This is a genomic window from Microbacterium sp. UNCCL10 (assembly GCF_000746195.1).
Lineage (GTDB): Bacteria > Actinomycetota > Actinomycetes > Actinomycetales > Microbacteriaceae > Microbacterium > Microbacterium saccharophilum.
On the sequence record NZ_JQKT01000008.1, the window covers coordinates 120,135 to 144,075 of the forward strand.

At 71.7% G+C, this 23,941-nt stretch carries 20 protein-coding genes; 9 read left to right on the forward strand and 11 right to left on the reverse strand.

The annotated features are described in order from the left end of the window. Window positions 1–27 precede the first annotated feature (27 nt). Genes BR85_RS09070 through BR85_RS14915 form a run of 3 tightly spaced genes read left to right on the forward strand, consistent with a single transcriptional unit; the run spans window position 28 to window position 1,711 of the window. The gene (locus BR85_RS09070) at window positions 28–660 is read left to right on the forward strand and encodes a hypothetical protein (protein WP_028496414.1); all 633 of its coding nucleotides are present in this window, start codon (window positions 28–30) and stop codon (window positions 658–660) included. Beyond that, entirely contained in the window at window positions 657–1,199 is a 543-nt protein-coding gene (locus BR85_RS09075) for a hypothetical protein (RefSeq protein ID WP_028496413.1), read from the forward strand. Before BR85_RS09070 ends, BR85_RS09075 begins: the two co-directional genes overlap by 4 nt. Then, on the forward strand, window positions 1,196–1,711 hold the full coding sequence (locus tag BR85_RS14915) for a hypothetical protein (RefSeq protein WP_147049734.1): 516 nt from the start codon (window positions 1,196–1,198) through the stop codon (window positions 1,709–1,711). The genes BR85_RS09075 and BR85_RS14915 overlap by 4 nt, the downstream gene beginning before the upstream one ends. A 1-nt stretch (window position 1,712) precedes the next feature. Here BR85_RS14915 and BR85_RS09080 read toward each other — a convergent pair whose 3' ends face one another. Further along, window positions 1,713–2,939 (reverse strand): hypothetical protein, encoded by a 1,227-nt coding sequence (locus BR85_RS09080; protein WP_051526275.1) that lies wholly within the window; start codon window positions 2,937–2,939, stop codon window positions 1,713–1,715. A 41-nt stretch (window positions 2,940–2,980) separates the two neighbouring features. Further along, the gene (locus BR85_RS09085) at window positions 2,981–3,541 is read right to left on the reverse strand and encodes an acyl-CoA thioesterase (protein ID WP_028496411.1); all 561 of its coding nucleotides are present in this window, start codon (window positions 3,539–3,541) and stop codon (window positions 2,981–2,983) included. 154 nt (window positions 3,542–3,695) lie between these two features. Between BR85_RS09085 and BR85_RS09090 the strand changes: the two genes are divergently transcribed. After that, entirely contained in the window at window positions 3,696–4,202 is a 507-nt protein-coding gene (locus BR85_RS09090) for a GNAT family N-acetyltransferase (protein WP_028496410.1), read from the forward strand. A 52-nt stretch (window positions 4,203–4,254) separates the two neighbouring features. Here the strand turns inward: BR85_RS09090 and BR85_RS09095 are convergent, their stop codons facing one another. The 3 genes from BR85_RS09095 to BR85_RS09105 are packed head-to-tail and all read right to left on the reverse strand — an operon-like array spanning window position 4,255 to window position 8,062. Beyond that, window positions 4,255–6,279: a cytochrome b/b6 domain-containing protein gene (locus tag BR85_RS09095; protein ID WP_081782746.1), complete on the reverse strand. Its 2,025-nt coding sequence runs from the start codon at window positions 6,277–6,279 to the stop codon at window positions 4,255–4,257. 2 nt (window positions 6,280–6,281) lie between these two features. Then, window positions 6,282–7,274, reverse strand: coding sequence for an electron transfer flavoprotein subunit alpha/FixB family protein (locus tag BR85_RS09100; RefSeq protein WP_028496408.1), 993 nt, complete (start codon window positions 7,272–7,274; stop codon window positions 6,282–6,284). Between the two features lie 11 nt (window positions 7,275–7,285). Further along, on the reverse strand, window positions 7,286–8,062 hold the full coding sequence (locus tag BR85_RS09105) for an electron transfer flavoprotein subunit beta/FixA family protein (RefSeq protein WP_028496407.1): 777 nt from the start codon (window positions 8,060–8,062) through the stop codon (window positions 7,286–7,288). A 106-nt stretch (window positions 8,063–8,168) separates the two neighbouring features. Here BR85_RS09105 and BR85_RS09110 point away from each other — a divergent pair, with 106 nt between their 5' ends. Next, window positions 8,169–8,681, forward strand: coding sequence for a MarR family winged helix-turn-helix transcriptional regulator (locus BR85_RS09110; RefSeq protein ID WP_028496406.1), 513 nt, complete (start codon window positions 8,169–8,171; stop codon window positions 8,679–8,681). Between the two features lie 10 nt (window positions 8,682–8,691). Here the strand turns inward: BR85_RS09110 and BR85_RS09115 are convergent, their stop codons facing one another. After that, complete coding sequence (locus tag BR85_RS09115; RefSeq protein WP_231478646.1) at window positions 8,692–9,564, reverse strand: phosphotransferase family protein; 873 nt, start codon at window positions 9,562–9,564, stop codon at window positions 8,692–8,694. Here BR85_RS09115 and BR85_RS15415 point away from each other — a divergent pair. Beyond that, window positions 9,520–10,020: an NAD(P)H-dependent flavin oxidoreductase gene (locus BR85_RS15415; protein ID WP_155947971.1), complete on the forward strand. Its 501-nt coding sequence runs from the start codon at window positions 9,520–9,522 to the stop codon at window positions 10,018–10,020. The two genes, BR85_RS09115 and BR85_RS15415, sit on opposite strands and share 45 nt — an antisense overlap. Before the next feature lie 39 nt (window positions 10,021–10,059). On the opposite strand, the gene BR85_RS09125 is transcribed toward BR85_RS15415, so the two are convergent. Then, a complete protein-coding gene (locus tag BR85_RS09125) occupies window positions 10,060–10,668 on the reverse strand; it encodes a TetR/AcrR family transcriptional regulator (RefSeq protein WP_028496405.1) in 609 nt (202 codons plus the stop codon). 131 nt (window positions 10,669–10,799) lie between these two features. On the opposite strand from BR85_RS09125, the gene BR85_RS09130 reads away from it, so the two are divergent. Continuing rightward, on the forward strand, window positions 10,800–11,081 hold the full coding sequence (locus tag BR85_RS09130; RefSeq protein WP_028496404.1) for an aldehyde dehydrogenase family protein: 282 nt from the start codon (window positions 10,800–10,802) through the stop codon (window positions 11,079–11,081). Here BR85_RS09130 and BR85_RS09135 read toward each other — a convergent pair. The 3 genes from BR85_RS09135 to BR85_RS09145 all read right to left on the reverse strand — a co-directional run bounded on the left by BR85_RS09135 (window position 11,068) and on the right by BR85_RS09145 (window position 14,419). Continuing rightward, window positions 11,068–11,844 (reverse strand): enoyl-CoA hydratase, encoded by a 777-nt coding sequence (locus BR85_RS09135; protein ID WP_028496403.1) that lies wholly within the window; start codon window positions 11,842–11,844, stop codon window positions 11,068–11,070. The two genes, BR85_RS09130 and BR85_RS09135, sit on opposite strands and share 14 nt — an antisense overlap. Before the next feature lie 75 nt (window positions 11,845–11,919). Next, window positions 11,920–13,086, reverse strand: coding sequence for an acyl-CoA dehydrogenase family protein (locus tag BR85_RS09140; RefSeq protein ID WP_028496402.1), 1,167 nt, complete (start codon window positions 13,084–13,086; stop codon window positions 11,920–11,922). A gap of 121 nt (window positions 13,087–13,207) precedes the next feature. Continuing rightward, window positions 13,208–14,419 (reverse strand): TetR/AcrR family transcriptional regulator, encoded by a 1,212-nt coding sequence (locus tag BR85_RS09145; RefSeq protein ID WP_051526273.1) that lies wholly within the window; start codon window positions 14,417–14,419, stop codon window positions 13,208–13,210. Between the two features lie 188 nt (window positions 14,420–14,607). On the opposite strand from BR85_RS09145, the gene BR85_RS09150 reads away from it, so the two are divergent. Then, complete coding sequence (locus BR85_RS09150; protein ID WP_028496401.1) at window positions 14,608–16,179, forward strand: long-chain-fatty-acid--CoA ligase; 1,572 nt, start codon at window positions 14,608–14,610, stop codon at window positions 16,177–16,179. A 4-nt stretch (window positions 16,180–16,183) separates the two neighbouring features. Beyond that, a complete protein-coding gene (locus BR85_RS09155) occupies window positions 16,184–17,722 on the forward strand; it encodes an alcohol dehydrogenase catalytic domain-containing protein (protein WP_081782744.1) in 1,539 nt (512 codons plus the stop codon). Window positions 17,723–17,752: 30 nt separating this feature from the next. On the opposite strand, the gene pulA is transcribed toward BR85_RS09155, so the two are convergent. Then, window positions 17,753–23,818 (reverse strand): pullulanase-type alpha-1,6-glucosidase, encoded by a 6,066-nt coding sequence (gene pulA / locus BR85_RS09160; RefSeq protein WP_092896955.1) that lies wholly within the window; start codon window positions 23,816–23,818, stop codon window positions 17,753–17,755. Window positions 23,819–23,941: the final 123 nt, after the last annotated feature.

Sequence of the window (23,941 nt, forward strand, 5' to 3'; positions counted from 1 at the left end):
AGGAACCCGCCGCCCTAGGCTGTGCGTGTGACGACGCCGGAGCCCCCCGCCAGAAGGCGCGCGTCGCCGTTCTCGCGGCTGCGGGCCGCGGCCGACCGGGTGCCCACGAAGTGGTTCGCGGCGATCGGGACGGGACTCTTCCTGGCCGCGACCGCGGCGTTCGGCGGTCTCGCGACCGCCGCGGCGGAGCCGGTCCCCGAACTCGAGGTCGGAGAGACCCACACGGGGCCGCTGTACGCGCTGTCCGTGGACCGCGCGTTCCTCTTCGATGAGCTCGCGGAGGCCGGCGCGTACCCGGCGGAGGGGCAGCGCGTCCTGGCGCTGCGGATCACGGTGGAGAACGTCTGGACCTCCCCGGAGGGCTTCAGCGGCATGCGCGAGACGCTGTCGGTCGCGGTGCCCGGCGCGGAGCTGACGTCGATGGCCCGGATCGACGACGCGACGACGAACCCGCGGCTGCAGCCCGGCGTCCCCGCCGAGCTCGCCGTCGCCTGGCTCGTCCCGGACGATGCCCTGGCCGGCGGCGACGAGGTGACGGTGACCGTCAGCGATCCCACCCTGCGGACCGGGCAGGCCGTCACGAGCGGGCAGTGGTGGGACGACCCGGTGCCGAGCGCCCGGGTGACGCTGCCGGTGGAGTACCGCCCGGGGGACGAATGAAGCGGTGGCTGTCCTGGACACTCGGCGTCGTCTTCGTCGTCGGGGCGTGGCTCGTGGCGCTCGCGACGCCGCCGGAGGATGCCCGCGAGGCCCCGTTCACCGTCACGGCATCCGTCGGCGAGGAAGCCACCGGCCGCGACATCGTCGCGACGGTCGAGGGGCTCCGCCGCGCCGACACCGTGACCGACGGGGCATGGTCGGCGGAGGGGAACTGGCTCGTCGTCGACCTGTCGATCTCGTCGCGCGTGAGCCCGCGCACCCTGGCGCACGCGACGCTCCAGATCGGCGATCGCACCTTCGCCGCGACCGAGCGGGCCGACGGCTCCCTCTACCAGCAGGGGCTCACGGCGGGGGTGCCGCGAAGCGGCAGCATCGCGTTCGAGCTGCCCGCCGACCTCGATGCCGAGACAGCCGTGCTGCGTCTCGCGACGCTGAGCGACGTCCGGCTGGATTCGGTCGTCGAGGCCGCGGTGCCGTTGTCGGAGATCGAGCGCTCCGGCGAGGCGGAGCTGCGGCCGCGGGAATGGGCTCGGCCGTGAACGCGTGGTGGCGGCGGAACGGCATCGCCCTCCTCGCGCTGGCGGTGCTCGTGCCGGTCGGCGGGATCGGCGTCGCCCAGCATGAACGCACGGCCCTCACCGGCTCCGGGAAGGACCCCGTCACGGCGGACGCCGCCGGCGCCGTGGAGCTCGCCGGCATCACGGTGGGTCCGGCCCGTGCGGAGTTCGAGAGCCCGGCCGGCGCCCCCGACGGCACCCGCGTCGTCACGGTGCACCTGCCCGTGGACACGCACGGCGACGACATGTCGTGCCTGCCGCCCGTGCTGCGCGAGGCCGACGGGCTGCAGCGCAGCTGGCGGGAGTCCGCCCTCGAGCTCGGTCTCGACTCGTTCGATGCGGAGCGGCCGACATCGTGCCCCGCGGACGGTGGACGCTGGTTCACGCTCGTCACGAGCTACCTCGTGCCGGCGGATGCGACCGGCCCGTTCGACGTGGACCTCACGTGGGCCGACGCCCTGCCGGCCTTCGCCCGGCTGCGCGTGGCGCCCTGAGTCAGACCTCCGCGAGTGCAGGTGCGCTCAGCCGCCCCACGACCCGGTCGTACGCCGCCGCCACGACCATCAGCCGCAGCGGCTCGATGAGCAGCGCCGGGATGGAGAACACGATCGTCGAGTACGGCAGCCAGAACTCCGCGAACGACTGGGGTCCGACGAGGCGGGTGAGAGCGATGCCGAGCAGCGCGTCGAGTGCGAGCACGAGCGTGAAGAGGAGCACGTAGCCGCCGATGAGCGCCGGCCCGGCGCGCCACATCAGCACGATCGCCTGGACGATGGGACGGAATCGGCCGACGACCTGACCCCACAGGTCGGCCGACCGTCGCCGCGTCCACGCCGGGAGGCGGCCGAAGCCGGAGCGCGCGCGGTCGACGATCGCACCCTTCAGCCGAGCCGGCGGCGGCGCGACGGCCTGGCCGAAGATGACGCCGGCGACCGTGAGCCAGGCGAGCGGGAGCAGCAGGATGCCGCCGGCCTCCCCGAGGAGCCATTCCACGGCATCCCAGATCCATGCCACCGGAGCGACCTGCGTGGCCAGCCAGTTCCGCAGATCAGCAAGCCACACCATGGCCTGACGTGAGTCGACCCATGAGCCGACGGCGTCGAACGCCTGCGACAGGAGCAGCGCCGACCACACGACCCACAGCGCCTCGAGGTACACGGCGAGCACGACGACGCTCTTCGAGAGGCGCCCCTTGTACCGCCCGTACGCCCACCGCAGCACGAAGGCCGCGACGATGATGCCGACCGTCAGCGGCGAGAACGACAGTTCGCCGGCCGCTCCGTCCCCACCGGATTCGAGGCCGAGGATGCTCTCGTTCGCGATCAGGCCCGTGTTGATCTCCAGCACGCGGGAGTAGTACGCGCTTGCGTCGTCGCGGAGGTACCCCCACGCCGCGTAGAACGCGACGAACACGAGGATCGAGCCGAGCAGCGCGTCGGTGAAGGCGCGTCGGCGCGCCGCGGGCTCGTCCGGCAGCGGGGCGATGACGCCGAGCGTGCGCAGGCCGCTGCGGAGCACGAGCAGCATCGTCACGAGCGCGACGAGGCGCACGACGATCACGAGCGGGAACAGCAGCGCGCCGACGACCGCCGAGTAGGCGCCGACGAAGCCGAACGCCTCGATCGCGACGTACTGGAGGAGAGACCCGGCGAGATAGATGGCGACCAGAAGGGGACCGTGACTGAGGACCAGTCGCCCCGCGGTCCGCAGCATCGTCAGCACGGCCCTACGCTAGCGCCCTGGCCCGCGCGTGCCGTGCGGCGTCAGTCCCAGAGGCTCGGCGCGTCGGCCTTCGTCGACGGCAGTGCGGCCCCCTTCGCCCACGCCTCCACCCAGGACGGCAGCGGGGGGAGGTCGTCGGGGCGGTGCAGGGCGGAGAAGAGCTCCTCCATCGGCACGACACCGCCCCCGCGGCGGAGGAAGCGGGCCCGGACGATCATCTCGGCGTACACCTCGCCGTCGACGACGGCGCGGTGGATCTGGTAGACCGCCTTGTCGTCGTGGCCGTACAGCCGCGACTCGACCGTGAACGGCTGCCACAGCTCGAGGGACTTCCGGAAGGTGATCGTCTCGTTCGCGACGACGGCATACCAGCCGCGCGTGTTCATGGCATCCCAGATGCCGGTGCGGATGAGCAGGTCGAACCGCCCGAGGTCGAACAGCGAGGCGTAACGCCCGTTGTTCATGTGCCGGAGCAGGTCGATGTCGGTGGGGAGCGTGCGCAGCCGCACGCGTCCGACGCTCGTCGGAGGAATGGGCCGGCGACGGCGCAGCAGCGTCTTCGCGCGCATGATCGTCAACAGAGTCCGCCACCATACATTCACGAGGCGCGATGCTAGCGGTTCCCGGCACGTGGGGGCCGAATCCGTTGTGGGATGACGACAGCCCGCGGCCGGCGGCGGCGCCGGCTCCGAGGAGCGGGTTTGTCACGGCCGGCGCGGATTTCCCTATTGCAGGGGCCGTGCGTAGAGTCGCCCCATGGAAGCCGAACAGCAGACCGACATCGTCGTCCGTCCGGTTCGCGACGTGGATGCCGAGGCCCTGGGGCGCGTGCACGCGGCGTGCTGGCATGAGACGTACGACCACCTGATCAGCAAGGCCGCGCTCGAGAACGTCTCGCACAAGCGCCTGGCCGATCTCTGGACCCATTGGGCGGTCCAGGGACCCGAGTTCAAGATGCGCGCGGCACTCGTCGGCGGCGAGATCGTCGGCTTCGTCGGCTCCGGTCCCGCGCGCGACCGCGACGCTCCGCGCACGCGCGAGCTCTACTTCATCTACCTTCTCGACAAGTTCCACGGCACGGGCATCGGCCAGCGTCTCTTCGACGCCGCGGTCGAGCCCGGCGAGCCGCTGTACCTGTGGGTCGCCGACGACAACCCCCGCGCGCACCGGTTCTACACGCGCAACGGGTTCGCCCTCGACGGCGCCACGCACACCGAGCCGTTCCTGGGCGAGACGCTGACCGAGGTCCGCTTCGTCCGCTGACCCGTGCAGGGTCCGAAGAGCGGGATGCCGTCCCTGACGGCATCCCGCTCTTTCAGCGCCCGCTGACGGTGCCGAACAGGCGCGCGATCGGCGCGAGCACGAGCGGACGGGCGGCCACCCACGCACCGGCGATCACGACGAGCGAGGCGAAGAACATCCAGAACCCGGTCCAGTTGTCGGCGTAGGCGACCCCGTCGACGGAGCCCTGCGCGGCGTACATGTGGTTGAGGTTCCGCAGCGCCCCCGTCGCGAAGACGAGCGCGACGTGGACGAAGATGAACGCCACGAAGTACAGCATCGTCGGGAAGTGCACGGCGCGCGCCCACTCGATCGGGTACGCCTTGTTGAGGCGGGTGTTGTCCTTGGGCCAGAGTCCGCTCATCCGGTAGCCGGTGACCGCCGCCAGCGGCGCGGCGAGGAACACCGTCGCGAAGTACGCGAGCTGCTGGAGCGCGTTGTAGTTGACCCAGCCGTTCTCGGTGGGCCAGTCCAGCGAGACGTACTGCAGGGCCGCCGAGAGCGCGTTCGGGAACACCTCCCAGCTCGTCGGGATGATCCGCATCCACTGCCCGGAGACGAACAGCAGCACGACGAAGATCACGCCGTTTAGGAGCCAGAGGATGTCGAGCGACTGGTGGAACCAGATCGTCAGGCTCGTCTTGCCCTTCGGGTCGCCCCGGGGCGTCCAGAAGGCCGCGGGACGCTTCTCGGTGCGGATCTGCAGGCCCGTCCGGATGATGAGCACCATCAGGAACGCGTTGAAGAAGTGCTGCCAGCCGACCCAGGCCGGGAAGCCCACGGGCGCCCCCTCGGGCAGGTGGTACTCGCCGGGGTAGGTCGTGAGGAAGTCCTGCATCGCGTCGAGCGAGAGCACGAAGCGGACGGCCGCGACCGCCATGCCCGCGAGGATGAGCAGCACGGCCCCGCCGATGACGAGCGCACCGGCCCACTGCGCCTTCGTGAACGGGCCGATGCGCTCCGGCTCGGTGGCGGTCGCGGTGTCGCGGCGGCTTGCGCCGCGTCCGGCCCACACGGTCCGGGGGACCGTCAGCGGCGGGCGCGGCCCGGTCGCGGGTGCGGGAGCGGCGGGTACGGGCGCGGCGGTGGTCGGCGCGGGCGCGGCGGCGGTGGGTGCGGGCGCGGCGGTGGTCGGCGCGGGCGCGGCGGCGGGTGCGGTGGGAGCGGCCGCGGCGGTCGGAGAGGCGGTCCCGGGTGCGGGCGTCGTCGGCGCGGGGGCCGCGGAAGCCGTCGGAGACATCGCGGCCGTCGCGGCCGCCCCGGAGTCGAGGACCGTCGCGCCGACGGGCTGCGTAGGCGCGACGCTGGAAGCGACCCGCGCGGAATCGATCGTGCCGGCAGGAGGCCAGGGCTCACCGCCGGGCGTACGGGGCAGTCCGCGCCGAAGCTCTGCGCCGCCGGCCGTGGCGGCGGCCACGTCCGTTGTCGACGGCGCCGCAGGGGCTGTCGGGGCCGCGTCAGCGGAGGCCGAGGTGACGGGAATGGGTGCGTCGCCGACGGTCGACGTGGCGGGCGCCGGTGCGTCGCCGCCGGCCGTCGTCGCCGATGCGGGGGCTGCCGCGGCTGCCGTCGACGGAGCAACGGTCGAAGGCGCCGTAGCCGCGGCGCTCTCCGCAGGCCGGGCGGATGCCGGGGGCCACGGCTCCCCGCCGGGCACCCGCGGCAGGCCGCGACGCAGTGCGCGCGCCGCGGGCGCCGCAGGCGCCGCGGGCGCGGCATCCACCTCACCCGCGCCATTGTGCGGGTCGACCGCGCCGACACCCGCACTTTCGCGCGACTCAACGCTCGGCCCCGCCGCGGCGGACGCTTCACCCGCGCCGAATTGCGAGTCCAGGGCCTCAGCACCCGCACTTAGACGCGACTCAGCGCCAGCCGTCGCCGCGGCATCCACTTCACCGGCGCCGATGTGCGGGTCGACCGCGCCTACACCCGCACTTTGACGCGAGTCGACCTCGACCTCGACCTCATCCCCGACGGGCGCGTCGCCGGCGGGCGGCCACGCGTCACCGCCGGGGCGGCGGGGCAGGCCGCGGCGCAGCGTCCGCGCGTACGTCGCCATGACTACTGGGCCTTCTTCGCCTCGAGCGCCGCGATCAGCTGCGGCACGACGGTGAACAGGTCGCCGACGACGCCGAAGTCGGCGACGTCGAAGATCGGGGCGTCGCCGTCCTTGTTGATCGCGACGATGGTCTTCGCCGTCTGCATGCCGGCCTTGTGCTGGATCGCCCCGGAGATGCCCAGCGCGATGTACAGCTGCGGCGACACGGAGACGCCCGTCTGTCCGACCTGGTACGAGTACGGGACGTAGCCCGCGTCGACGGCCGCGCGCGACGCGCCGACGGCGGCACCCAGAGCGTCGGCGAGCTGCTCGACGAGCGCGAACTTCTCCGCCGACCCGAGGCCGCGGCCGCCGGATACGACCTTGCCGGCGCCGCGCAGCTCGGGACGCGAGGATGCCGCGACGGCCGCCTCGAACGACTCGATGACGGCAGCGGGGGCGTCGGATGCCTCGACCTGCAGGGGCGTGACGACCGGTGCGGCGACGGCTTCGGCGCGCGCCTCGACGGCGCCCTGGCGGACCGTGATGACGGGGGCGCCGAAGGTCGGCGCGCTCGTGACGTTGTACGCGCCGCCGTAGACGGAGTGCTGCGCGAGCACGCCCTGCTCGTCGCGGGCGACGCCGACGGCGTCCACCGAGAGCGCCGAGGACGTGCGCGCCGCGAACCGTCCCGCGACATCGCGACCCTCGATCGAGTTCGAGACGAGGACGGCGTCGGGGCGGACGAGGGCGGCCGCGGCGGCGAGGGCGTCGACGACCGGGACGGTGAGCGCCGTGTCGGCGCCGCCGAGCCCCGCCGTGAGCACGTGCGCGGCGCCGAGGGCGCCGGCCGCGGCGGCGAGGTCGGCGTGCCGCTCTTCTCCGGCGACGACGAGCGCGACGGGGGTGCCGACACCCGCGGCCGCGCCCAGCAGGCCGGCGGACGACTTGGCGAGCTCGCCCGCCGGGGTGATGTCCAGGAGGACGAGGATCGCGTCTGCAGCGAAGTCGGTCATGATGCTCTCCCTCACGCCAGGCGGTTCTCGATGAGGAACGCGGCGACCTTCTCGCCCGCGTCGCCCTCGTCGACGATCTTGACGCCCGCGCCGCGCGGGGGCTTCTCCGTGACGACCGTCACGATGGTCTGCGGGGCCGCCGCCGGGTCGATGTCGACGCCGAGGTCGGCGAGCGACACGGTCTCCAGCGGCTTCTTCTTGGCCGCCATGATCCCCTTGAAGTTCGGGAACCGGGCGTCCGGCAGGGCCTCCGTGATCGAGATCACGGCCGGCACGGGCGTCGTCACCTGGGCCGCGCCGGCGTCGGAGGCGCGCGTGCCGGACACCGAGGTCTCGGAGATCTCCACGGCGGAGAGCGCGGTGGCGTGCGGCACCCGGAGGTGCTCGGCGATCATCGCGGGGATGACGCCGCCGGAGCCGTCGGTAGAGAGGTTTCCGGTGATGACGAGGTCGAAACCGGTGCGCTGCAAGGCGGCGGCGAGCACGCGGGCGGTGATGCCCAGGTCGGCGCCGGCGAGCGCCTCATCGACGACGTGGACGGCGGAGGCTGCGCCCATCGCCAGGCCCTTCCGGATCGTCGCGGTCGAGGCCTCCGGGGCCATCGACAGGACGACGACCTCGGTCCCCGCGTTCTTGTCCGCGTAGGACAGCGCGACCTCGAGCGACCGCTCGCCGATCTCGTCGAGCACGCGGTCCGACGCCTCGCGATCCGCGAGCCCGGTCTGCAGGTTGAGCTTGCGGTCCCCGTAGGTGTCGGGGACCTCTTTCACCAGCACGACGATCTTCATCGATAACTCCTCACGCCTGCGCCGAGTCTATTCAGCGCGGACCCCGTCAGCCGAATCGAGCGACGCGGAACCGGCTACCGTTGTCACCGATCGCAGGAGGTGATCCGTGGCTCGCGTGAAACCCGTCGCGCTCGACCCCATCGCCGAGGCGCGGCGCCAGTGGACGGCGCACGGCTGGACCGACGCCGCGGCCGGCATGACCGTCGTGACGAGCATCATGCGCGCGCACCAGCTCATGCTCGCGCGCGTGGACGAGACGCTCAAGCCGCTCGGACTCACCTTCGCGCGGTACGAGCTGCTGACCCTGCTGAGTTTCGCGCGCGAGGGCCGGATGCCGCTGTCCTCCGCGGCCCGCCGCCTCCAGGTGCACCCGACGAGCGTGACGAACACCGTCGACCGGCTCGAGGCGGCCGGTCTCGTGCGGCGCGAACCGCATCCCTCCGACGGACGCGGCACGCTCGTGGCGCTCACCGACGACGGACGCCGGCTCGCGGCTCGCGCGACGGCCGCACTCAACAGCGCCGTCTTCGAGCGTCCCGGCCTCGACGCCGACGACGCGGAGACGCTCATCGACGTCATCGCGCGACTGCGCGCGGCATCCGGCGACCTCGCAGACTGATCCGCCCACCTCACGCACTGACCCGCTGCGCCTCCGCCAGCAGCGCCGGGACCCCGGCGGTGAGCGTCGGGGCGAACGTGTCGCCCGGCCGCTCCCCGGCGAGCCAGCGGGTGTGGATCGCCTCGCAGAACACCGCGGCCTTGAACAGCGCGAGCGTCTGGTACCACGCGAGCGCCGACACATCCGCGCCGGTGCGGTCCACGTACCGTGCGACGAGGTCACGGCGGCGCGGAAAGCCGTCCCCGCGCGTCACGGGCGTGAGCTCGAGCGGGGTGGCGACGGCGCCCGGCTCCGCGTAGGTCGCGATGAAGTAGCCGAGGTCGGCGAGCGGGTCGCCGACCGTCGCCATCTCCCAGTCCAGGATCGCTTCGACGGCAGCCGGCGCGGAGCGCGCGAGCATGAGGTTCCCGATCCGGAAGTCGCCGTGCACGACGCTGGACCCTGCGGATGCCGGCAGGTGCGCCGCGAGCCACGCCGCGACCTGGTCGACCTCGGGGAGCACGCGCCGCGACACGGTCGGCCAGAGCGTCGCGAACCGGTCGACCTGGCGCGTCAGGTAGCCGTCCGGTCGCCCGATCTGCGCGAGTTCGCCCGCGGTGACGTCGACGGCGTGCAGGGCGGCGAGCGCGTCCACGGCGGCGAAAGCGAGCCCGCGCCGGCCGGCCGGGTCGGCGAGCGCGGCGGGAATCGTGTCGGTCACGACGACGCCGTCCAGGTGCTCCATGACGTAGAACGGCACACCGAGGACGCTCTCGTCGTCGCAGACCGCGAGGATCTGCGGAACCGGGACGCCCGTGGCGGCGAGGAGCCGCTGGATGCGCGCCTCGCGCAGCATGTCATGGGTTGTCGGCGGCAGCGGCGGGCGGGGCCCCCGGCGCAGCACGAGGCGGCGCCCATCGAGCTCGAGCAGGTACGTGACGTTCGAGTGCCCGCCCTCGCGCTCGGCGCGGACGGGGTCAACATGGGCTCGCGGTTCATGTGCACCGTCGAATCGCCCATCGCGCAGGCGGTCAAGGAGCGCATCGTGGCCGCATCCGAACTCGACACGAACCTCATCTTCCGGAGCCTCCGCAACACCGCCCGCGTCGCGAAGAACGCCGTCTCGGACGAGGTCGTGAAGATCCTCGCCGCCGGCGGGCAGTTCCCCGACGTGCAGCCGCTCGTCGCGGGCGCGCGCGGGCGGAAGGTGTTCGAGGACGGCGACCTGGACGCCGGCATCTGGACCGTGGGTCAGGTCCAGGGCCTCATCCGCGACATCCCGACGGCGGGCGAGGTCGTCCGGCGGACCGTCGCGCAGGCGCACGAGATCCTCGCGGCGAAGCTCGCCCTCTTCGGCTGAGGCGAGGTCAGGGCTGCGCGGGGTCAGGGCTGCGCGAGGTCAGGGCTGCGCGAAAGTGGAGTAGCGCAGCATGTCCTGCGCGCCGCGGACGAGGTCGTCGAGCGACCGGGTGCGCGGGTTCCACCACTCCACGGCCCAGTTCATCGAGCCGAGCAGCAGGAGGCGGAAGACGTTGATGTCGAGACCGTCGCGGAGCAGCCCGGCATCCTGCGCGGAGAGGAACAGCTCGCGCCACAGGCGGCTGTACTCGCCCTCCTCCGCCGCAGGGCGCACCCGCAGGTGCTCGGGCACCTGGCCGGCGTTGCGGACCGACGCGGTCGTGTAGTCGGAGATCTGCAGCTCGTAGCGGAGGTGCGCATCGACGGCGGCGAGCAGTCGGGCACGCGGATCGGTGGCCTCCGGCAGCGCCGCGAGCACCTCCTCGACGTGCAGGCGCACACGGTGGGCGCCGGCCCACATGACCTCCTCGACGAGGTCGTCCCGGGAGGCGAAGTAGTAGTAGATCGCGGGTGCCTGCACGCCGGCGACCTCGGCGACGTCGGTGAGTCGCGTGCCGGCGTAGCCTTTGCGGCTCAGCACCTGCGCGGCGGCGTCGAGAATGCGTTCGCGCGTGCGCGCCGACTTCGCCGTCTGCGACTCCGTTGGCATGCGACCTCCCCTCTCGGGCTCATTCTAACGAAGATTCGAAAACCTCTTGTGCTGTGCCCCGCGGGGTCCTAATGTGAACCGCAATTCACTTCATGAACCGCAGGCTCGATGATGAGCGAGAGGGACCCGACATGACGCTGATCGCAGGAGATGACTCCGCCACCACGTACTCCACCCACGACCCGCGGGACGGCGCGCTGATCGCCGACCATGCGCTCGAGGACGCCGGCCGCGTCGAGGAACGCGTCGCGGTCGCGCACCGCGCCGCGACATGGTGGGCGGCGCAGGGATTCGACGGCCGGAGGCGCGTGCTGCTGGCGTGGAAGGGCGCGATCGCCCGGGGCGCCGCGGACCTCGCAGCCGTCATCTCTCTCGCGCCGTTGAGCGCGTACTCGCGGCTCAGCGGTGGGTGAAGTCCGGCGACCGCTTCTCGCGGAACGCCGCCATCCCTTCCTTCTGGTCGGCGGTGTCGAACAGCGACGCGAAGACGTGGCGCTCGAAGCGCAGCCCCTCGGCGAGCGATGTCTCCATCGCGGCATCCAGAGCCGCTTTGGCGGCATAGACCGACGGCAGGGACTTCGCCGCGATGATCTCCGCAGTCTTGTGCGCCTCGTCGAGGAGATCGGATGCCGGCACGACGCGCGAGACGAGCCCCGCGCGCTCGGCTTCGTCGGCCTTCATCATCCGCCCCGTCAGCACGAGCTCCGCCGCCTTGTAGTACCCGACGGCGCGGATGAGGCGCTGCGTTCCGCCCATGCCGGGGATGACGGCGAGGTTGATCTCGGGCTGCCCGAACTGCGCCGTATCGGCGGCAAGGATGATGTCGCACATCATGGCGAGCTCGCATCCGCCGCCGAGCGCGTAGCCCGAGACGGCGGCGATGACGGGCGTCCGCACGGCGGCGAACCGGCCCCATGCACCGAAGTGGTCGCCCATGACCATCTCGAGGCCGGTCTTGTCCGCCATCTCCTTGATGTCCGCGCCGGCGGCGAACGCGCGCTCGCTGCCCGTCACGACGATGGCGCCGATGCCCTCGTCGGCGTCGAACTCCTCCGCGGCCGCGACGACATCGCGCATCACCTGGGAGTTCAGGGCATTGAGAGCCTCGGGGCGGTTCAGGGTGATCCAGCCGACGCGTCCTCGCGTGTCGACGAGGATCGTCTCGAAGTCAGTCATGCCCTCATGCTGTCACGACGTGGTCGAATACTCACTCGACAGGTCGGATACGCACTCAACAGCCCGAATACGCACTCACGAGCGGGAATGCGCACTCAACAGGTGACGGCCGATGATCACGCGCATGATCTCGTTCGTGCCCTCCAGGATCTGATGGACGCGGAGGTCGCGGACGACCTTCTCGATGCCGTACTCCTGCAGGTAGCCATACCCGCCGTGCAGCTGCAGCGCCTCGTTCGCGACGCGGAACCCCGCGTCGGTGGCGAAGCGCTTTGCCATCGCGCACCGCATGACGGCATCCTCGGCACCCTCGTCGACGGCGCGCGCCGCGTCGCGGACGAGCGCACGCGCCGCGTGCAACTCGGTCGCCATGTCCGCGAGGGTGAAGACGACGGACTGCTTCTCGGCGAGCGGCTCGCCGAACGTGAAGCGTTCCTGCACGTACTGCACGGCCCGGTCCAGTGCCCACTGCGCCCCGCCGAGCGAGCAGGCGGCGATGTTGATGCGGCCGCCGTTGAGTCCGCTCATCGCGAGTTTGAACCCGTTGCCGATCCCCCCGAGAACCGCGGATGCCGGTACCTGCACCTCGTCGAGGATCACCTGCCGGGTGGGCTGCGCATTCCAGCCCATCTTCTTCTCGTTGGGCCCGAAGGAGAGCCCGGCCGCGTCGCCGGGCACGAGGAACGCTGTGATGCCGCGGGCGCCGGGCTCGCCGGTGCGCGCCATGACGACGTAGACGGCGGCCTCACCGCCGCCGGAGATGAACTGCTTGACGCCGGTGAGGACGAACTCCTCGCCGTCCGCGATCGCGCTCGTCGTGATGGCGGCGGCATCCGATCCGGCCCCCGGCTCGGTGAGGCAGTAGGCGCCGAGGTCGGTCATCGCGACGAGGCGGGGCAGCCACTGCGTGCGCTGGGCGTCGGTGCCGTACGCGTCGATCATCCACGCGACCATGTTGTGGATCGAGATGTAGGCGGCGATCGTCGGGTCGCCGATCGCGAGCTCCTCGAGGATCGCGGCGGCGTCCTCGCGAGCGAGCGCCGTGCCGCCGACATCCTCGCGGACGTAGATGCCCCCGAGTCCCAGCTCGCCGGCTGCCTCCAGCACGTCGCGGGGGAAGCGCTTCTGCTGATCCCATTCCAGCGCGTGCGGCGCGAGTGCGGACTGCGCGAAGGCCCGCACGGCATCGAGGATGGCGGCGCGCTCGTCGGCGCCGAGCGCGGAGGGAAGGGTCATGCTCATGTGATCACGTCCTCGTGAGACAGGGTGACATCGTTGTCGGCGCCGGGTTGGGCACACTGATCATTTTACATGGATGTCCTAGTATCCCGCCGCACCTCTCCCGGCGCCGGGACGCTCCGCCTCAGATCCCCATGACGAGTTCGGCGAGGCGCGTGAGCCGGGCCGCGGCGGCCCCGTCCCGCTCGGGCAGCAGCGGCGCCTGGTCGGCGACGACGCTGAGGCTCGCGTGCACCAGGACGGTCGCCTCCCGGCCGCCCAGCTCGGGCCGTACGGACTGCAGGAGCGCGACCCAGTCTGCGATGTGCGCGCGCTGCAGCGAGCGCAGGCGCCGCCGGTCCTCCGCCGGCAGGTTGCCGAGCTCGGAGAAGTAGACGCGCATGAGGGCCAGGTTCGCGAAGGTGTGCGCGACATACCCGGCACACAGACGCCGCAGCGCCTCCTCGGCGGACGGGGATGACTCGCGGGCCTGCAGCGCCGCCCGGTCCAGGGCGACCGCCGCACGCTCGCAGGCGGCCAGCAGCAGGGCGGACTTGCCTTCGAAGTGGCGGTACACGCCGGAGGGGGTCAGTCCGACTTCGTCGGCGAGGTCCTCGATGGTCACCTCGTTGTACCCGCGCGCCGCGAAGAGCCGGATGGCGGAATCGATGAGCTGTCCCCGTCGGCCGGGCTCCGGGGCCGGCGGGACCGCGTCGGCGACGCGCTCCGGCTCCGGTGCCGGCGTCGGCGTCGGTGCCGCCTCATCGTCGAGGGCGCGCCACGCGGCATCCTTCAACAGCACCCGCAGAGTGCGTGCCGCGACCACGGTGTGATGCGCGGTGATGCTGGCGATCGCACTCAGCGCCGCCAGCACCGCGCGGCGACGATCCCCCTCGGCGACGTCCGGGCGGTAGACACGATGCGGGCGCTCAAGACACTCGCGGAGTTCCCGGAACTCCGCGGTCAGCAGTTCGCGGTCGGGCTTGGCGAGGTAGCGCCCCTCCCAGCGGTAGATCCCGCCGGTCGCGCGCAGTTCGATGGTCGTGTCGATGACGGCATCCAGCAGCGCGTCGAGCGCGGCGCGCGCATCCGAGATGGACTCCACCGGTGCGGCATGGACGTCATCGGTCGCCTCGATGAGGCGATGGGCGAGCATGAACGCCGTGCGCACGAACAGTGCGTACTTGTTCGGGAAGTGCCGGTACAGCGCGGGGGCAGAGATCCCGACGGCCGCCGCGATGTCCTGCATCCCGACGGCGTGATACCCATGCTCCGCGAAGGCGACGGCGGCAGCCTCCTCGATCCGCCGCTTCCGGTCCCGGGGGCGTGCACGGGTCGGTTCGCCGGCCACCGTCATGCCGACAGCCTACCCGCCGCACAACGACCGTCGATGCGTGAACCGGACTTCACTTGCACCTCGCGCCGCATGTGAATATCGGTTAACAAAAGTCGTGACATGACGGCGCCGCACTGCCATACTGCTGATCAGCCCCGGAGGCCGCAGAGTCGCGGCATCCTTACGAAGACGTACGAAGGGACTGCCCGATGCCCGACCCGACCGTGATCCCCGCCGCCGTCCGCCGCAACCACTGGATGAACCAGGTCGCGACGCACGCCGAGATGAAACCCGACGCCCCGGCGTTCCGGTTCCTCGGCGAGACGACCACCTGGAAGCAGACGAGCGACCGGATGGAGGCGTTCGCCGCCGCGCTCGCCCGCCGCGGCGTCGGGTTCGGCGACCGCGTGCTGCTGCTGACGCTCAACCGTCCCGAGGTCGTCATCTCCGTGTTCGGCATCAACCGGATCGGCGCGATCGCCGTGCCCATCAACGTCCGCCTGACACCGCCGGAGATCGCCTACATCGTCGATGACGCGGATGCCGACATCCTCATCGTGGAGGCTCCCCTCGCCCCCCTCGTCGGCGCCGTCGCGCAGGCGACCGACCGCATCCGGCGGGTCATCGTGATCGGCGACGCCGGCGAAGGCCAGGAGTCGTGGGCCGACCTCGTCGCGGAGGACCCCGGCGACTTCCAGGCCCCGGACGTCCCGGAGGACACCACCTGCCTCATCATGTACACCTCCGGCACGACCGGTCGCCCCAAGGGGGCGATGCTCGACCACGGCAACCTCTTCGCGCAGGCGCTCACGCTGCTGCGGGTCAACGAGACCTTCGACGAGAGCGACGTCGCGTTCATGACGGCGCCGCTGTTCCACATCGCCGGCCTCGGGTCGATCTCACCCAACTTCGTCATCGGCATCCCGACCGTCATCCATCCGCTCGGCGCGTTCAACGCGGGCGAGCTGATCGACGCCTGGGAGCGGGAGCGGGCCACGATCGTCTTCAACGTCCCCCAGCAGTGGCAGGTGATCTGCGCCGATCCGTCGATCCCGGCGCGTGACCTGCATCTGCGCATCATCAGCTGGGGTGCGGCGCCCGCCTCCGACACGCTGCTGCACACCATGGCCGACCGCTTCCCGCACGCGATGAACGTGGCGGTCTTCGGCCAGACCGAGATGTCGCCGATCACATGCGCGCTGCGCGGGGAGGACTCGCTGCGCAAGCTCGGCTCGGTCGGCAAGCCCATCCCGACCCTCCAGTACCGCGTCGTGGACGACGACATGAACGACGTCGAGCCGGGCCAGGTGGGCGAGATCCTGTACCGCGGGCCGAACATGATGAGCGGGTACTGGCGCAAGCCCGAGGAGACCGCGGAGGCGTTCCAGGGCGGCTGGTTCCACTCCGGCGACCTCGTCCGCCAGGACGAGGAGGGCTTCGTGTGGGTCGTGGACCGCAAGAAGGACATGATCATCTCCGGTGGCGAGAACGTGTACTGCGCGGAGGTCGAGAACGTCCTCGCCGGGCACCCGAGGGTCCTCGAGGCGGCGATCTACGGCCGCGCGGACGAGCGCTGGGGCGAGGTCCCGGTGGCCGCCGTGGCACTGCGCCCCGAGCAGGAGCTGACGATCGATGAGCTGCAGGAGTGGTTGAGTGACAAGCTCGCCCGCTTCAAGCAGCCCAAGGCGCTCGTCGTCCTCCCTGCGCTGCCCCGCAACGCCGCCGGCAAGGTCAACAAGGTCGCCCTGCGCGCCGCGGACCGCGAACTCTCGCCGGCGTAGCGGCATGGTCTCCGCTGTGGCCGCGCTCGTCCGGGAGCGCGGCGGACCCGTCGCGCTCGCGGACGTCACGCTGCGCGCCCCCGGCGAGGGCGAACTGCTCGTGCGCATCATGGCCTCCGGCGTCTGCCCGACCGACCTGTTCGGCATCGGCGGCGGCGCCGGCGACCGCTTCCCCGCGGTCTTCGGCCATGAGGGCGCCGGCGTCGTCGAGGCGGTCGGTCCCGGCGCGACCGGGTTCGCCCCCGGTGATCGGGTCGTGCTGAGCTTCGATTCCTGCGGCGCGTGCGCGGCGTGCACCGCGGGTCATCCGGCGTACTGCGCCCGCTTCGCGGAGCTCAACTACGCGGCGTCCGCCGGCATCGACGTCGCCGGCGAAGCCGCGACGACCGGGTGGATGGGCCAGTCCTCCTGGGCCACCCGTGTGGTGGCGCGGACGACGAACGCCGTACGGGTGGATGCCGACGTGCCGTGGGCCGTCGCCGCGACCCTGGGCTGCGGCATCCTCACCGGCGTCGGCACGATCGTCAACGTCCTGCGACCGGGCCCCGCCGACACCCTGCTCGTCATCGGCGCAGGGACGACCGGACTCGCCGCGGTGATGGCCGCGCGGCACCGCGGCGTCGCCGACATCGTCGTCTCCGACCCGTCTGCCGAGCGGCGCGCCCTCGCCCTTCGGCTCGGCGCGACCCGCGCGATCGCCCCCGAAGACGCGGGCGGCATCGTCGCCTCGCGCGCCCTCGACACGGTCGGCGCGCAGGACACGATCGACGCGGCCCTGTCGAGTCTCGCGCCGCGGGGCGTCTGCGCGACCGTCGCGCTGCGTCCCGGGTCGAATCGCGTGACCGTCTCGCAGTCGCAGTTGCTGTGGGGGCGCACGTTCACCGGCGTCATCGAGGGCGACGCCGACATCCGGCGCGACATCCCGCTGCTCGTCGCCCTGTGGCGCATCGGGCGGCTTCCGGTGGAGCGCCTCCTGACGACGTACCCGTTCGCGGAGGTCTCCGCCGCGGTCGCCGACGCCCGCGCCGGACGGACGATCAAGCCGGTCCTGGTGATGTCCGACGAACCCGTTGCACCGGAGGCCGCCACGACCAGGCACCTCCGGGACGCCCGGGAATCCGACCTGCCCGCCCTGTGGCGCTCGCTGCCGGCCGTGGCGCCCGGCGAGCTCCGCGGACTGTGGCACGGCCGGGGCCTCTCGACGGCGCATCGCGCGCACCGCCTCCTCGAGCGCAGCGGCTGGTTCGGCAAGCTCTTCCGCTCCGATGACGACGTCGCGCCGCTGGTGTGCACCGGGCCGTCCGGTGACCTCTTCATCGACGAGCGGCTGGCCCGGGGCGGCGCACGCCTGCTGACCGCGGGCCACGACGGCATCGTCACGGCCGCCATGGCGTACGACGGCCAGCCCCTCATCGACCACTTCACCCGCCTCTCCCCCACGGAGGTGCTGGGCGTCATGACCGGCAGGGATGCCGCCGACGGCGACCGGCTCTACTACTTCGTCCTCGAGAAGGTCGCCGACCGCCCCGTCGAGACCGGCTGAGCCGCCACCGACGAGGTGGCCCCACCCGCGTCAGCGGATGAGGAGCGGGACCGGCGCGAGGCTGCTCGCGTCGCGGTATCCGGGGCCGCCCGTGAACGACGTGCGGAGGAAGTGCAGGCCACGACTCAGCTGCGGGAGCGTGACGGAGACACGACCCTTGTCGGATGCCGTCAGCTCCGTCGTCGCGACCACCGTCGATCCGTCCCTGACCGTCACCGTGCCGACCGGCGCGCTGCCGTCCGCGGCGTGCACCACGCCGACGACCTTCACCGTGGCGCCGTGCTTCGCGACGAGCCGGTCCGGCCCCGCCGCGATGCTCGTCTTGACCGGCGCCTGGTCGACGAGCACCGCGACCGTCCGGGCCGGGACCGTCACGGTGCCGGTGCCGGCGTCCCACGTCGTCGCCCTGACGACGGGATCGGCGCCCTCCGCCTGCGCGGCGGTGAGGGCGAAGTCGCGCCCGGCGAGATCGGCGACGGTCTGCGTCGTCGGCTCGGGCGAGGCGTTGAACACGACGAGCGCGCCGTCGAGGTCACGATCGGCGTCGGGCCCGACGAGGTCGTCGATCTGCATGACGATGACGCCCGGGGTCTGCTGCGCACCGCTGCCCGGGAACGTGACCTTCTGCTCGATGAGCGCCGCCGAGCCCAGCCGCAGCAGATCGATGTCGGAGCGCGCGCGGAGGAGATCCAGCGCGGCGGCCTCCGCCGCCGCCATGGCCGCGGCATCCGGCTTCAGATCGGGGTTCTCCAGCAGCGGCCGCATGATCGGCCACTTCTCCTCGTTGTCCGCCGCCCGCGGCAGACCCGAGCCGAAGGTCGATTCCTGCCCCGTCCAGTCGATCCGGTTGAACCAGTCGCCCGAGTTGTAGCTGTTGCGGTCGAGTGACTTCGAACGCAGCAGCTCGGTGCCGGCGTGCCAGAACGACGGCGTCTGCGACAGTGTGACCGTCGCGAGCGACAGCGTGTTCATCCGTACCCGCTCGGCCATCGTGGTGTCGGTCGGGAGCTTGAGCACCGACAGATCGAAGAGCGTCTCGTTGTCGTGCGCGTCGACGTAGTTGATGACCTCGTCGGGTTCGTCGGCGTATCCGGCCTGCTGTCCGTTGTAATCCAGCTCCGACCCGAGCTTCACCGCTCCGGTGTGGTCGATCAGGCGGTAGTCGCGGAGGTTGCCGGCGAGGCCGAGCTTCACGAGGTCCATCTGGTGGCCGAGGTCGGCGAGCGCCTGCTCCGTGGTCCCGTTGATCGGGTCGCCGTTGGGGTCGGTGCCCAGTCCCGTGCCGAAGCCCTGCCGGAACGTGGACCCGGAGTCGACCGGGCTGCCGCCGTGCACGGCGTCGCGCAGGCGGTCGTTGAAGGTCCCGATGCCGGTCCCGCCGAGCTGCCCCTGCGTAGCCTGCTCGAACAGCGCGTTGTCGGCCACCTCGCCGAAGTTCCACCCCTCGCCGTACAGGTAGATCTTCGATCCGTCGACGCCGTCGCGCTTCAGGGTGAGGGCATCCAGCGCCTCGCGCACCGCGAGCATGTTGGCCTTGGAGTGGTGGCCCATGAGGTCGAAGCGGAAGCCGTCGACCTTGTAGTCCCGCGCCCACGTGACGACCGAGTCGACCATGAGCTTCTCGGCGAGCTCATGCTCGGTCGCGACGTTCTGGCAGCAGGTCGAGGTCTGCACCGCGCCGGCCGCGTTCAGCCGGTGGTAATAGCCGGGCACGACCCGGTCGAGCACCGACTTCTCACCCTGACCGGACTGCGCCGTGTGGTTGAACACCTGGTCGAGGACGACCTGCAGACCCATGCCGTGCAACGCCCCGACCATGGAGCGGAACTCGCCGACGCGGGCCCCGCCGTCCGGGTCGAAGGCGTACGAGCCCTCCGGCACGGTGAAGTGGAACGGGTCGTAGCCCCAGTTGAAGCCGTCGGTGTCGGCGACGGCTTCGACGCACGCCTGCTGCTCGGTGGATGCCGGCCCGAACGACGCGAGATCGCAGTCCGGTGTCGCCTGCGCAGCGCGATTCTCCTCGATCGTGGCGATGTCGAACGACGGCAGCAGATGTACGGTGTTCATGCCGGCGTCGGCGAGCTGCTTCAGCTGAGCGGTGCCGGCGCTCTTCCGGGTGAACGCGAGATAGGTGCCGCGCTCCTCGGCGGGCACGGTCTCGTCGGTGATGGAGAAGTCGCGGATGTGCAGCTCGTAGATCGTCCGGTCGACGGGATCGTCGATGACGGGGGCTTTCGCCTTGCGCCACTGCTTCGGCATCCACGTCTTGTCATCGAGGTCGATCGCGACCGAGCGGACCGAGTTCTCCGTGAGCGCGAGGGAGTACGGATCGGTGACGGCGTTCGTCTCGATCGCGTCCGTCGACGGCGCGTAGACGACGACCTCCCACTGGTACTCGTCGCCCTTCAATCCGCTCTTGCCCGCGACGCTCCACGTGCCGGCGTCGGCGTCGAACGTCGCCTCGTGGCGCGCGGGGGTGCCGGTCGCACCGGCATCCCAGGTCAGCAGCGTCGCGGACTGCGCCGTGGGCGCCCACAGCCGGAACGTCGGCTTCGCCCCGCGGAAGGTGACGCCCAGGGCGTCGTCGGCCGCGGCGCCCGCGTAGAGGTCGTCGAGGACGCCCGGGATCTGCACGCCCGTGAACGCCGTGAGGGCCCCGGTGCCGTCCCGGCGCGCCACCCGCAGCTGGCCGCGGAGCAGCTCGGCGACGGCGGCACGGTCGACACCTTCGACGCGCAGGGCCGTGTAGTCCGCGAGTGCGGGGAACCTCTCGGCCTGCGCCTCGGTGAGGCCGCCGACGACCGGCGACAGGGATACGGGGTCGGTCCCCCCGACGACCGCGCCGTCCGCGACGTCGAGCGCGGCATCCGCGGAGGAGTACAGCTGCCACTGGCCCCCCGCGAACGCGCCGCCGAGCGTCGTGGGCCAGGCGATGGTGCCGGCGTCGATCCAGTGCGCACGGGACTCGCCCGTGCCGGCGAGCGGCGGATCGGCCGCCTCGATCGTGAGCAGGTGCGTCGCGGAGTCATACGTGAAGACGACGAAGGATCCCTCGGTGGCGCTGAAGGAGATGTTGGTTCCGCCCGGCGCGCCGTTCTCGCCGTAGTTCTCGTCCCAGCTGAGGCCGTGCGCGACCTTGAGCTCGTAGGTGCCGGTGGGGATCTTGTTCGTGGCGAACTCGTACACGCCGTCCCGGTCCCCGTCGAGCATGAGGGTGCGGAGGCAATCCGGCGACCAGTCGGCGGCGCAGCCCAGCTCGCTCTGGTGCGACCCGGGCAGCGTCACGACGGGCCCCTCCGAGGAGGACTGCACGATCTTGGTGCGCGGGTCGAAGTAGAACGTGACGGGTCCGCCGGGATGCGTGAACGCGATGTTGGGGCCGTTCAGGGCGCCGTTCGCGCCGTAGTTCTCGTCCCAGCTCTTCTCCGTCGCGACCTTGTACTCGTACGACCCGGCCGGCAGGTCGACGGTGAGCCGCCAGATCCCGTCCACGAGCTGCATCTGCGCCTGGTCGCAGTCCGGCGCCCAGTCGCCGGCGCAGCCCATCTCCGAGTTGAGGCTGCCCGGGATGCTGACGCTGCCGTACGGCGTCGGGTCGCCGGGGTCTTCGGGGTCCTCTTCGACGGCCAGCGTCACCCGGTTGCCGGCGGAGGCGTAGGTGGATGCCGCCGACCGCTGGCCGGCCGCGTCGGTGGAGACGGCCCGGTACTCGAGGAGGGTGCCGGTGTCGACCCGGACGTCGTGGAAGACGCGCGGGTCGGTGTCCTCCGCGGTGCCGAGCGGGTGCCACTCGTCGGATCCGACGACGCGCCAGGCGAAGCTCGTCTCCCGCCAGGACTCGTCGGCCGTCGCGGCCACGGGGGTCGAGCCGGAGACGCCGGCCCCGGCGGCGGGGACGGTGACGGTCAGCGGGGCGGCGGATGCCGGCGCCGTGACCTCGCGGTCGGCTCGCAGCACGACGGACGAGAAGGCGGGGACCGTGACCGTGAGGGCGGCGGACGCGTCGGAGGACACCGGGGCGGCGTCGCCGTACACGGGGGTGTAGGTCGCACCGGAGGTGAGCGTCGTGAGCGCGGCGCCCGCGGCATCCGCCGTGTTGTTCACCGCGACGAGGTACTCGACGCGCTCGTCGCGGTCGACGCGGGAGAACGCGTAGATGCCGGGACCGTCGGCCGCGTACCGTTCGATCTGCGCGCCGTCCACGAGCGCCGGATGGTCGGCTCGCAGCTGGGAGAGCGCGGCGACGTGCGAGTAGATCGGCGCCCCGACGTCGTAGCGGTCCACCGAGCCGGCCGTCTCGCCCGTGATGAGGGGCTGGTTCTGGTATTCGGGCACGTCGCTGGCGAAGAGGGTCTGCCGGGCGCTCTTGTCGTTTCCGGGGTCGGCGCCGGTGAAGCCCTGCTCGTCGCCGTAGTACACGACGGGCTGGCCGCGGCTGAGGAAGAGCAAGTCGTGCGCGAGGCGGTCGCGCTGCTCGGCGTTGTCGCTGTTCTTGAGGAAGTAGCCGACGCGGCCCATGTCGTGGTTGCCGAGGAAGGTCGGGAGGGCGGTCGCCGAGGAGTCGGGGGTCGTGTAGCGGTCGTCGCCCGCGAACATGCTCTGGAGCGTCTTGGTCGCCGACCCGCCCTTGGCGTAGCTGACGGCGGAGGACTGGAACGCGAAGTCGAGGACGGAGTTCATGTCGGTGTCGCGCACGTAGGGGGCCAGGAGCGCGGGGTCGGCGTCGTACACCTCCCCGAACATAAAGAAGTCGTCCTTGCCCTGGGCGGCGGCGTAGGCGAGCACCTCCTCGCTCCACTGCTCCCAGAACTCGAAGTTCACGTGCTTCGCGGTGTCGATGCGGAAGCCGTCGATGCCGAGGTCGATCCAGTCCGCGTACACGTCGACGAAGCCGGACACGACGTCGGGGTGCTCGGTCATGAGGTCGTCGAGGCCGGAGAAGTCGCCGTACGTCGTCGACTCGCCCGCATAGGTGGAGTCGCCGCGGTTGTGGTACAGCGTCACGTCGTTGAGCCACGCCGGGACCTTCGCATCCTTCTCGGCGTCCCCGACGACCGGGGTGTAGGGGAAGGAGGTCGCGGGGTCGAGGTCGGGGAAGTCGCCGGTGCCGGCGTAGTCGGCGGGGTCGAACACGGTGCCCGCGGCGTCCCGGTAGGGCTCGGTCGCCTGGTCGATGTAGCCGTTCGTGCCCTCGGCGTAGGAGATGACGTCGGCGGTGTGGTTGGTGATGATGTCGAAGTACACGTCGATGCCGGCGGCGTGCGCCTCGTCGATGAAGGCCGCGAGGTCGGCGTTCGTGCCGAGGTGCGGGTCGATCTGCGTGAAGTCGGTGATCCAGTACCCGTGGTATCCGGCGCTGACGTCCGCGCCGGTGCCCTGCACGGGCTTGTTCTTGAAGCTCGGCGTCAGCCAGATCGCGGTCGTGCCGAGCCCCGCGATGTAGTCGAGCTGGGAGCGGAGGCCGGCGATGTCGCCGCCGTTGTAGAAGCCGGTCGAGGTCGGGTCGAACCCGGTCGCGAGGCGGTCGCCGGAGAGCCCGCCGGTGTCGTTGGCGGTGTCGCCGTTGGCGAACCGGTCGGTCATGACGAAGTAGAACTGCTTGCCGTCGCCGGGCTGCCGCACGGGGTCCGCGACGAGCGCGTCGTCGGCGGCGGTGTAGCCGCCCGCGATGGTCACGACCTCGAGGCCGACCCGGTGCTGCACGTCGTCGAAGAGGAAGCGGAGGGTGGCCGGACCGGCGATCGTCAGGGGGATGTTGTCGGCGCCGCCGTTGAGGCCGTACGCCTCGTCCCACGTGTCGTCGACGGCGACCTTGTACTGCCAGGTACCCGCCGGAACCTCGAACTCGGCGGCGTAGAGACCCGGGGTGGCGGTGGGGACGAGCTCGGTCTGTGCGCACTCCGGCTGCCAGTCGGCGGAACAGCCGAGCTCGCTCTGCAGATCGCCCACGAGGGCGAAGGTCCGGTCGGCGGCCACCGCCGGCGCGACGCCCGCCACCGCTCCGCCCAGGACGAGGGCGAAACCCGCCAGGGCGGCGAGGATGCGGCGCCCGCGGGGGCGCTGCGAAGGTTCGGACGGGGCGGTCGTCGTGGACACTGGAGCTCCCGAGTTCGATGCGGGCACCCCGATGTGCCCGGTACGAGGGTGACGCTACCCACCCGGCATCCGCACGCGCTTTCATCATGAGAGGACTCTCATGATGGGTCTGACCGGTGCGGT

Bases quoted from the DNA above. Each gene is read 5' to 3' on its own strand.
- BR85_RS09135 (WP_028496403.1), bottom strand. From the start codon at position 11,844: ATGACTGACTTCGAGACGATCCTCGTCGACACGCGAGGACGCGTCGGC.
- BR85_RS09150 (WP_028496401.1), top strand. From the start codon at position 14,608: ATGCCCGACCCGACCGTGATCCCCGCCGCCGTCCGCCGCAACCACTGG.
- BR85_RS15415 (WP_155947971.1), top strand. From the start codon at position 9,520: ATGGGTTGTCGGCGGCAGCGGCGGGCGGGGCCCCCGGCGCAGCACGAG.
- BR85_RS09155 (WP_081782744.1), top strand. From the start codon at position 16,184: ATGGTCTCCGCTGTGGCCGCGCTCGTCCGGGAGCGCGGCGGACCCGTC.
- BR85_RS09095 (WP_081782746.1), bottom strand. From the start codon at position 6,279: ATGGCGACGTACGCGCGGACGCTGCGCCGCGGCCTGCCCCGCCGCCCC.
- BR85_RS09100 (WP_028496408.1), bottom strand. From the start codon at position 7,274: ATGACCGACTTCGCTGCAGACGCGATCCTCGTCCTCCTGGACATCACC.
- BR85_RS09140 (WP_028496402.1), bottom strand. From the start codon at position 13,086: ATGAGCATGACCCTTCCCTCCGCGCTCGGCGCCGACGAGCGCGCCGCC.
- BR85_RS09105 (WP_028496407.1), bottom strand. From the start codon at position 8,062: ATGAAGATCGTCGTGCTGGTGAAAGAGGTCCCCGACACCTACGGGGAC.
- BR85_RS09090 (WP_028496410.1), top strand. From the start codon at position 3,696: ATGGAAGCCGAACAGCAGACCGACATCGTCGTCCGTCCGGTTCGCGAC.
- BR85_RS09145 (WP_051526273.1), bottom strand. From the start codon at position 14,419: ATGACGGTGGCCGGCGAACCGACCCGTGCACGCCCCCGGGACCGGAAG.
- BR85_RS09125 (WP_028496405.1), bottom strand. From the start codon at position 10,668: ATGCCAACGGAGTCGCAGACGGCGAAGTCGGCGCGCACGCGCGAACGC.
- BR85_RS09130 (WP_028496404.1), top strand. From the start codon at position 10,800: ATGACGCTGATCGCAGGAGATGACTCCGCCACCACGTACTCCACCCAC.
- BR85_RS09075 (WP_028496413.1), top strand. From the start codon at position 657: ATGAAGCGGTGGCTGTCCTGGACACTCGGCGTCGTCTTCGTCGTCGGG.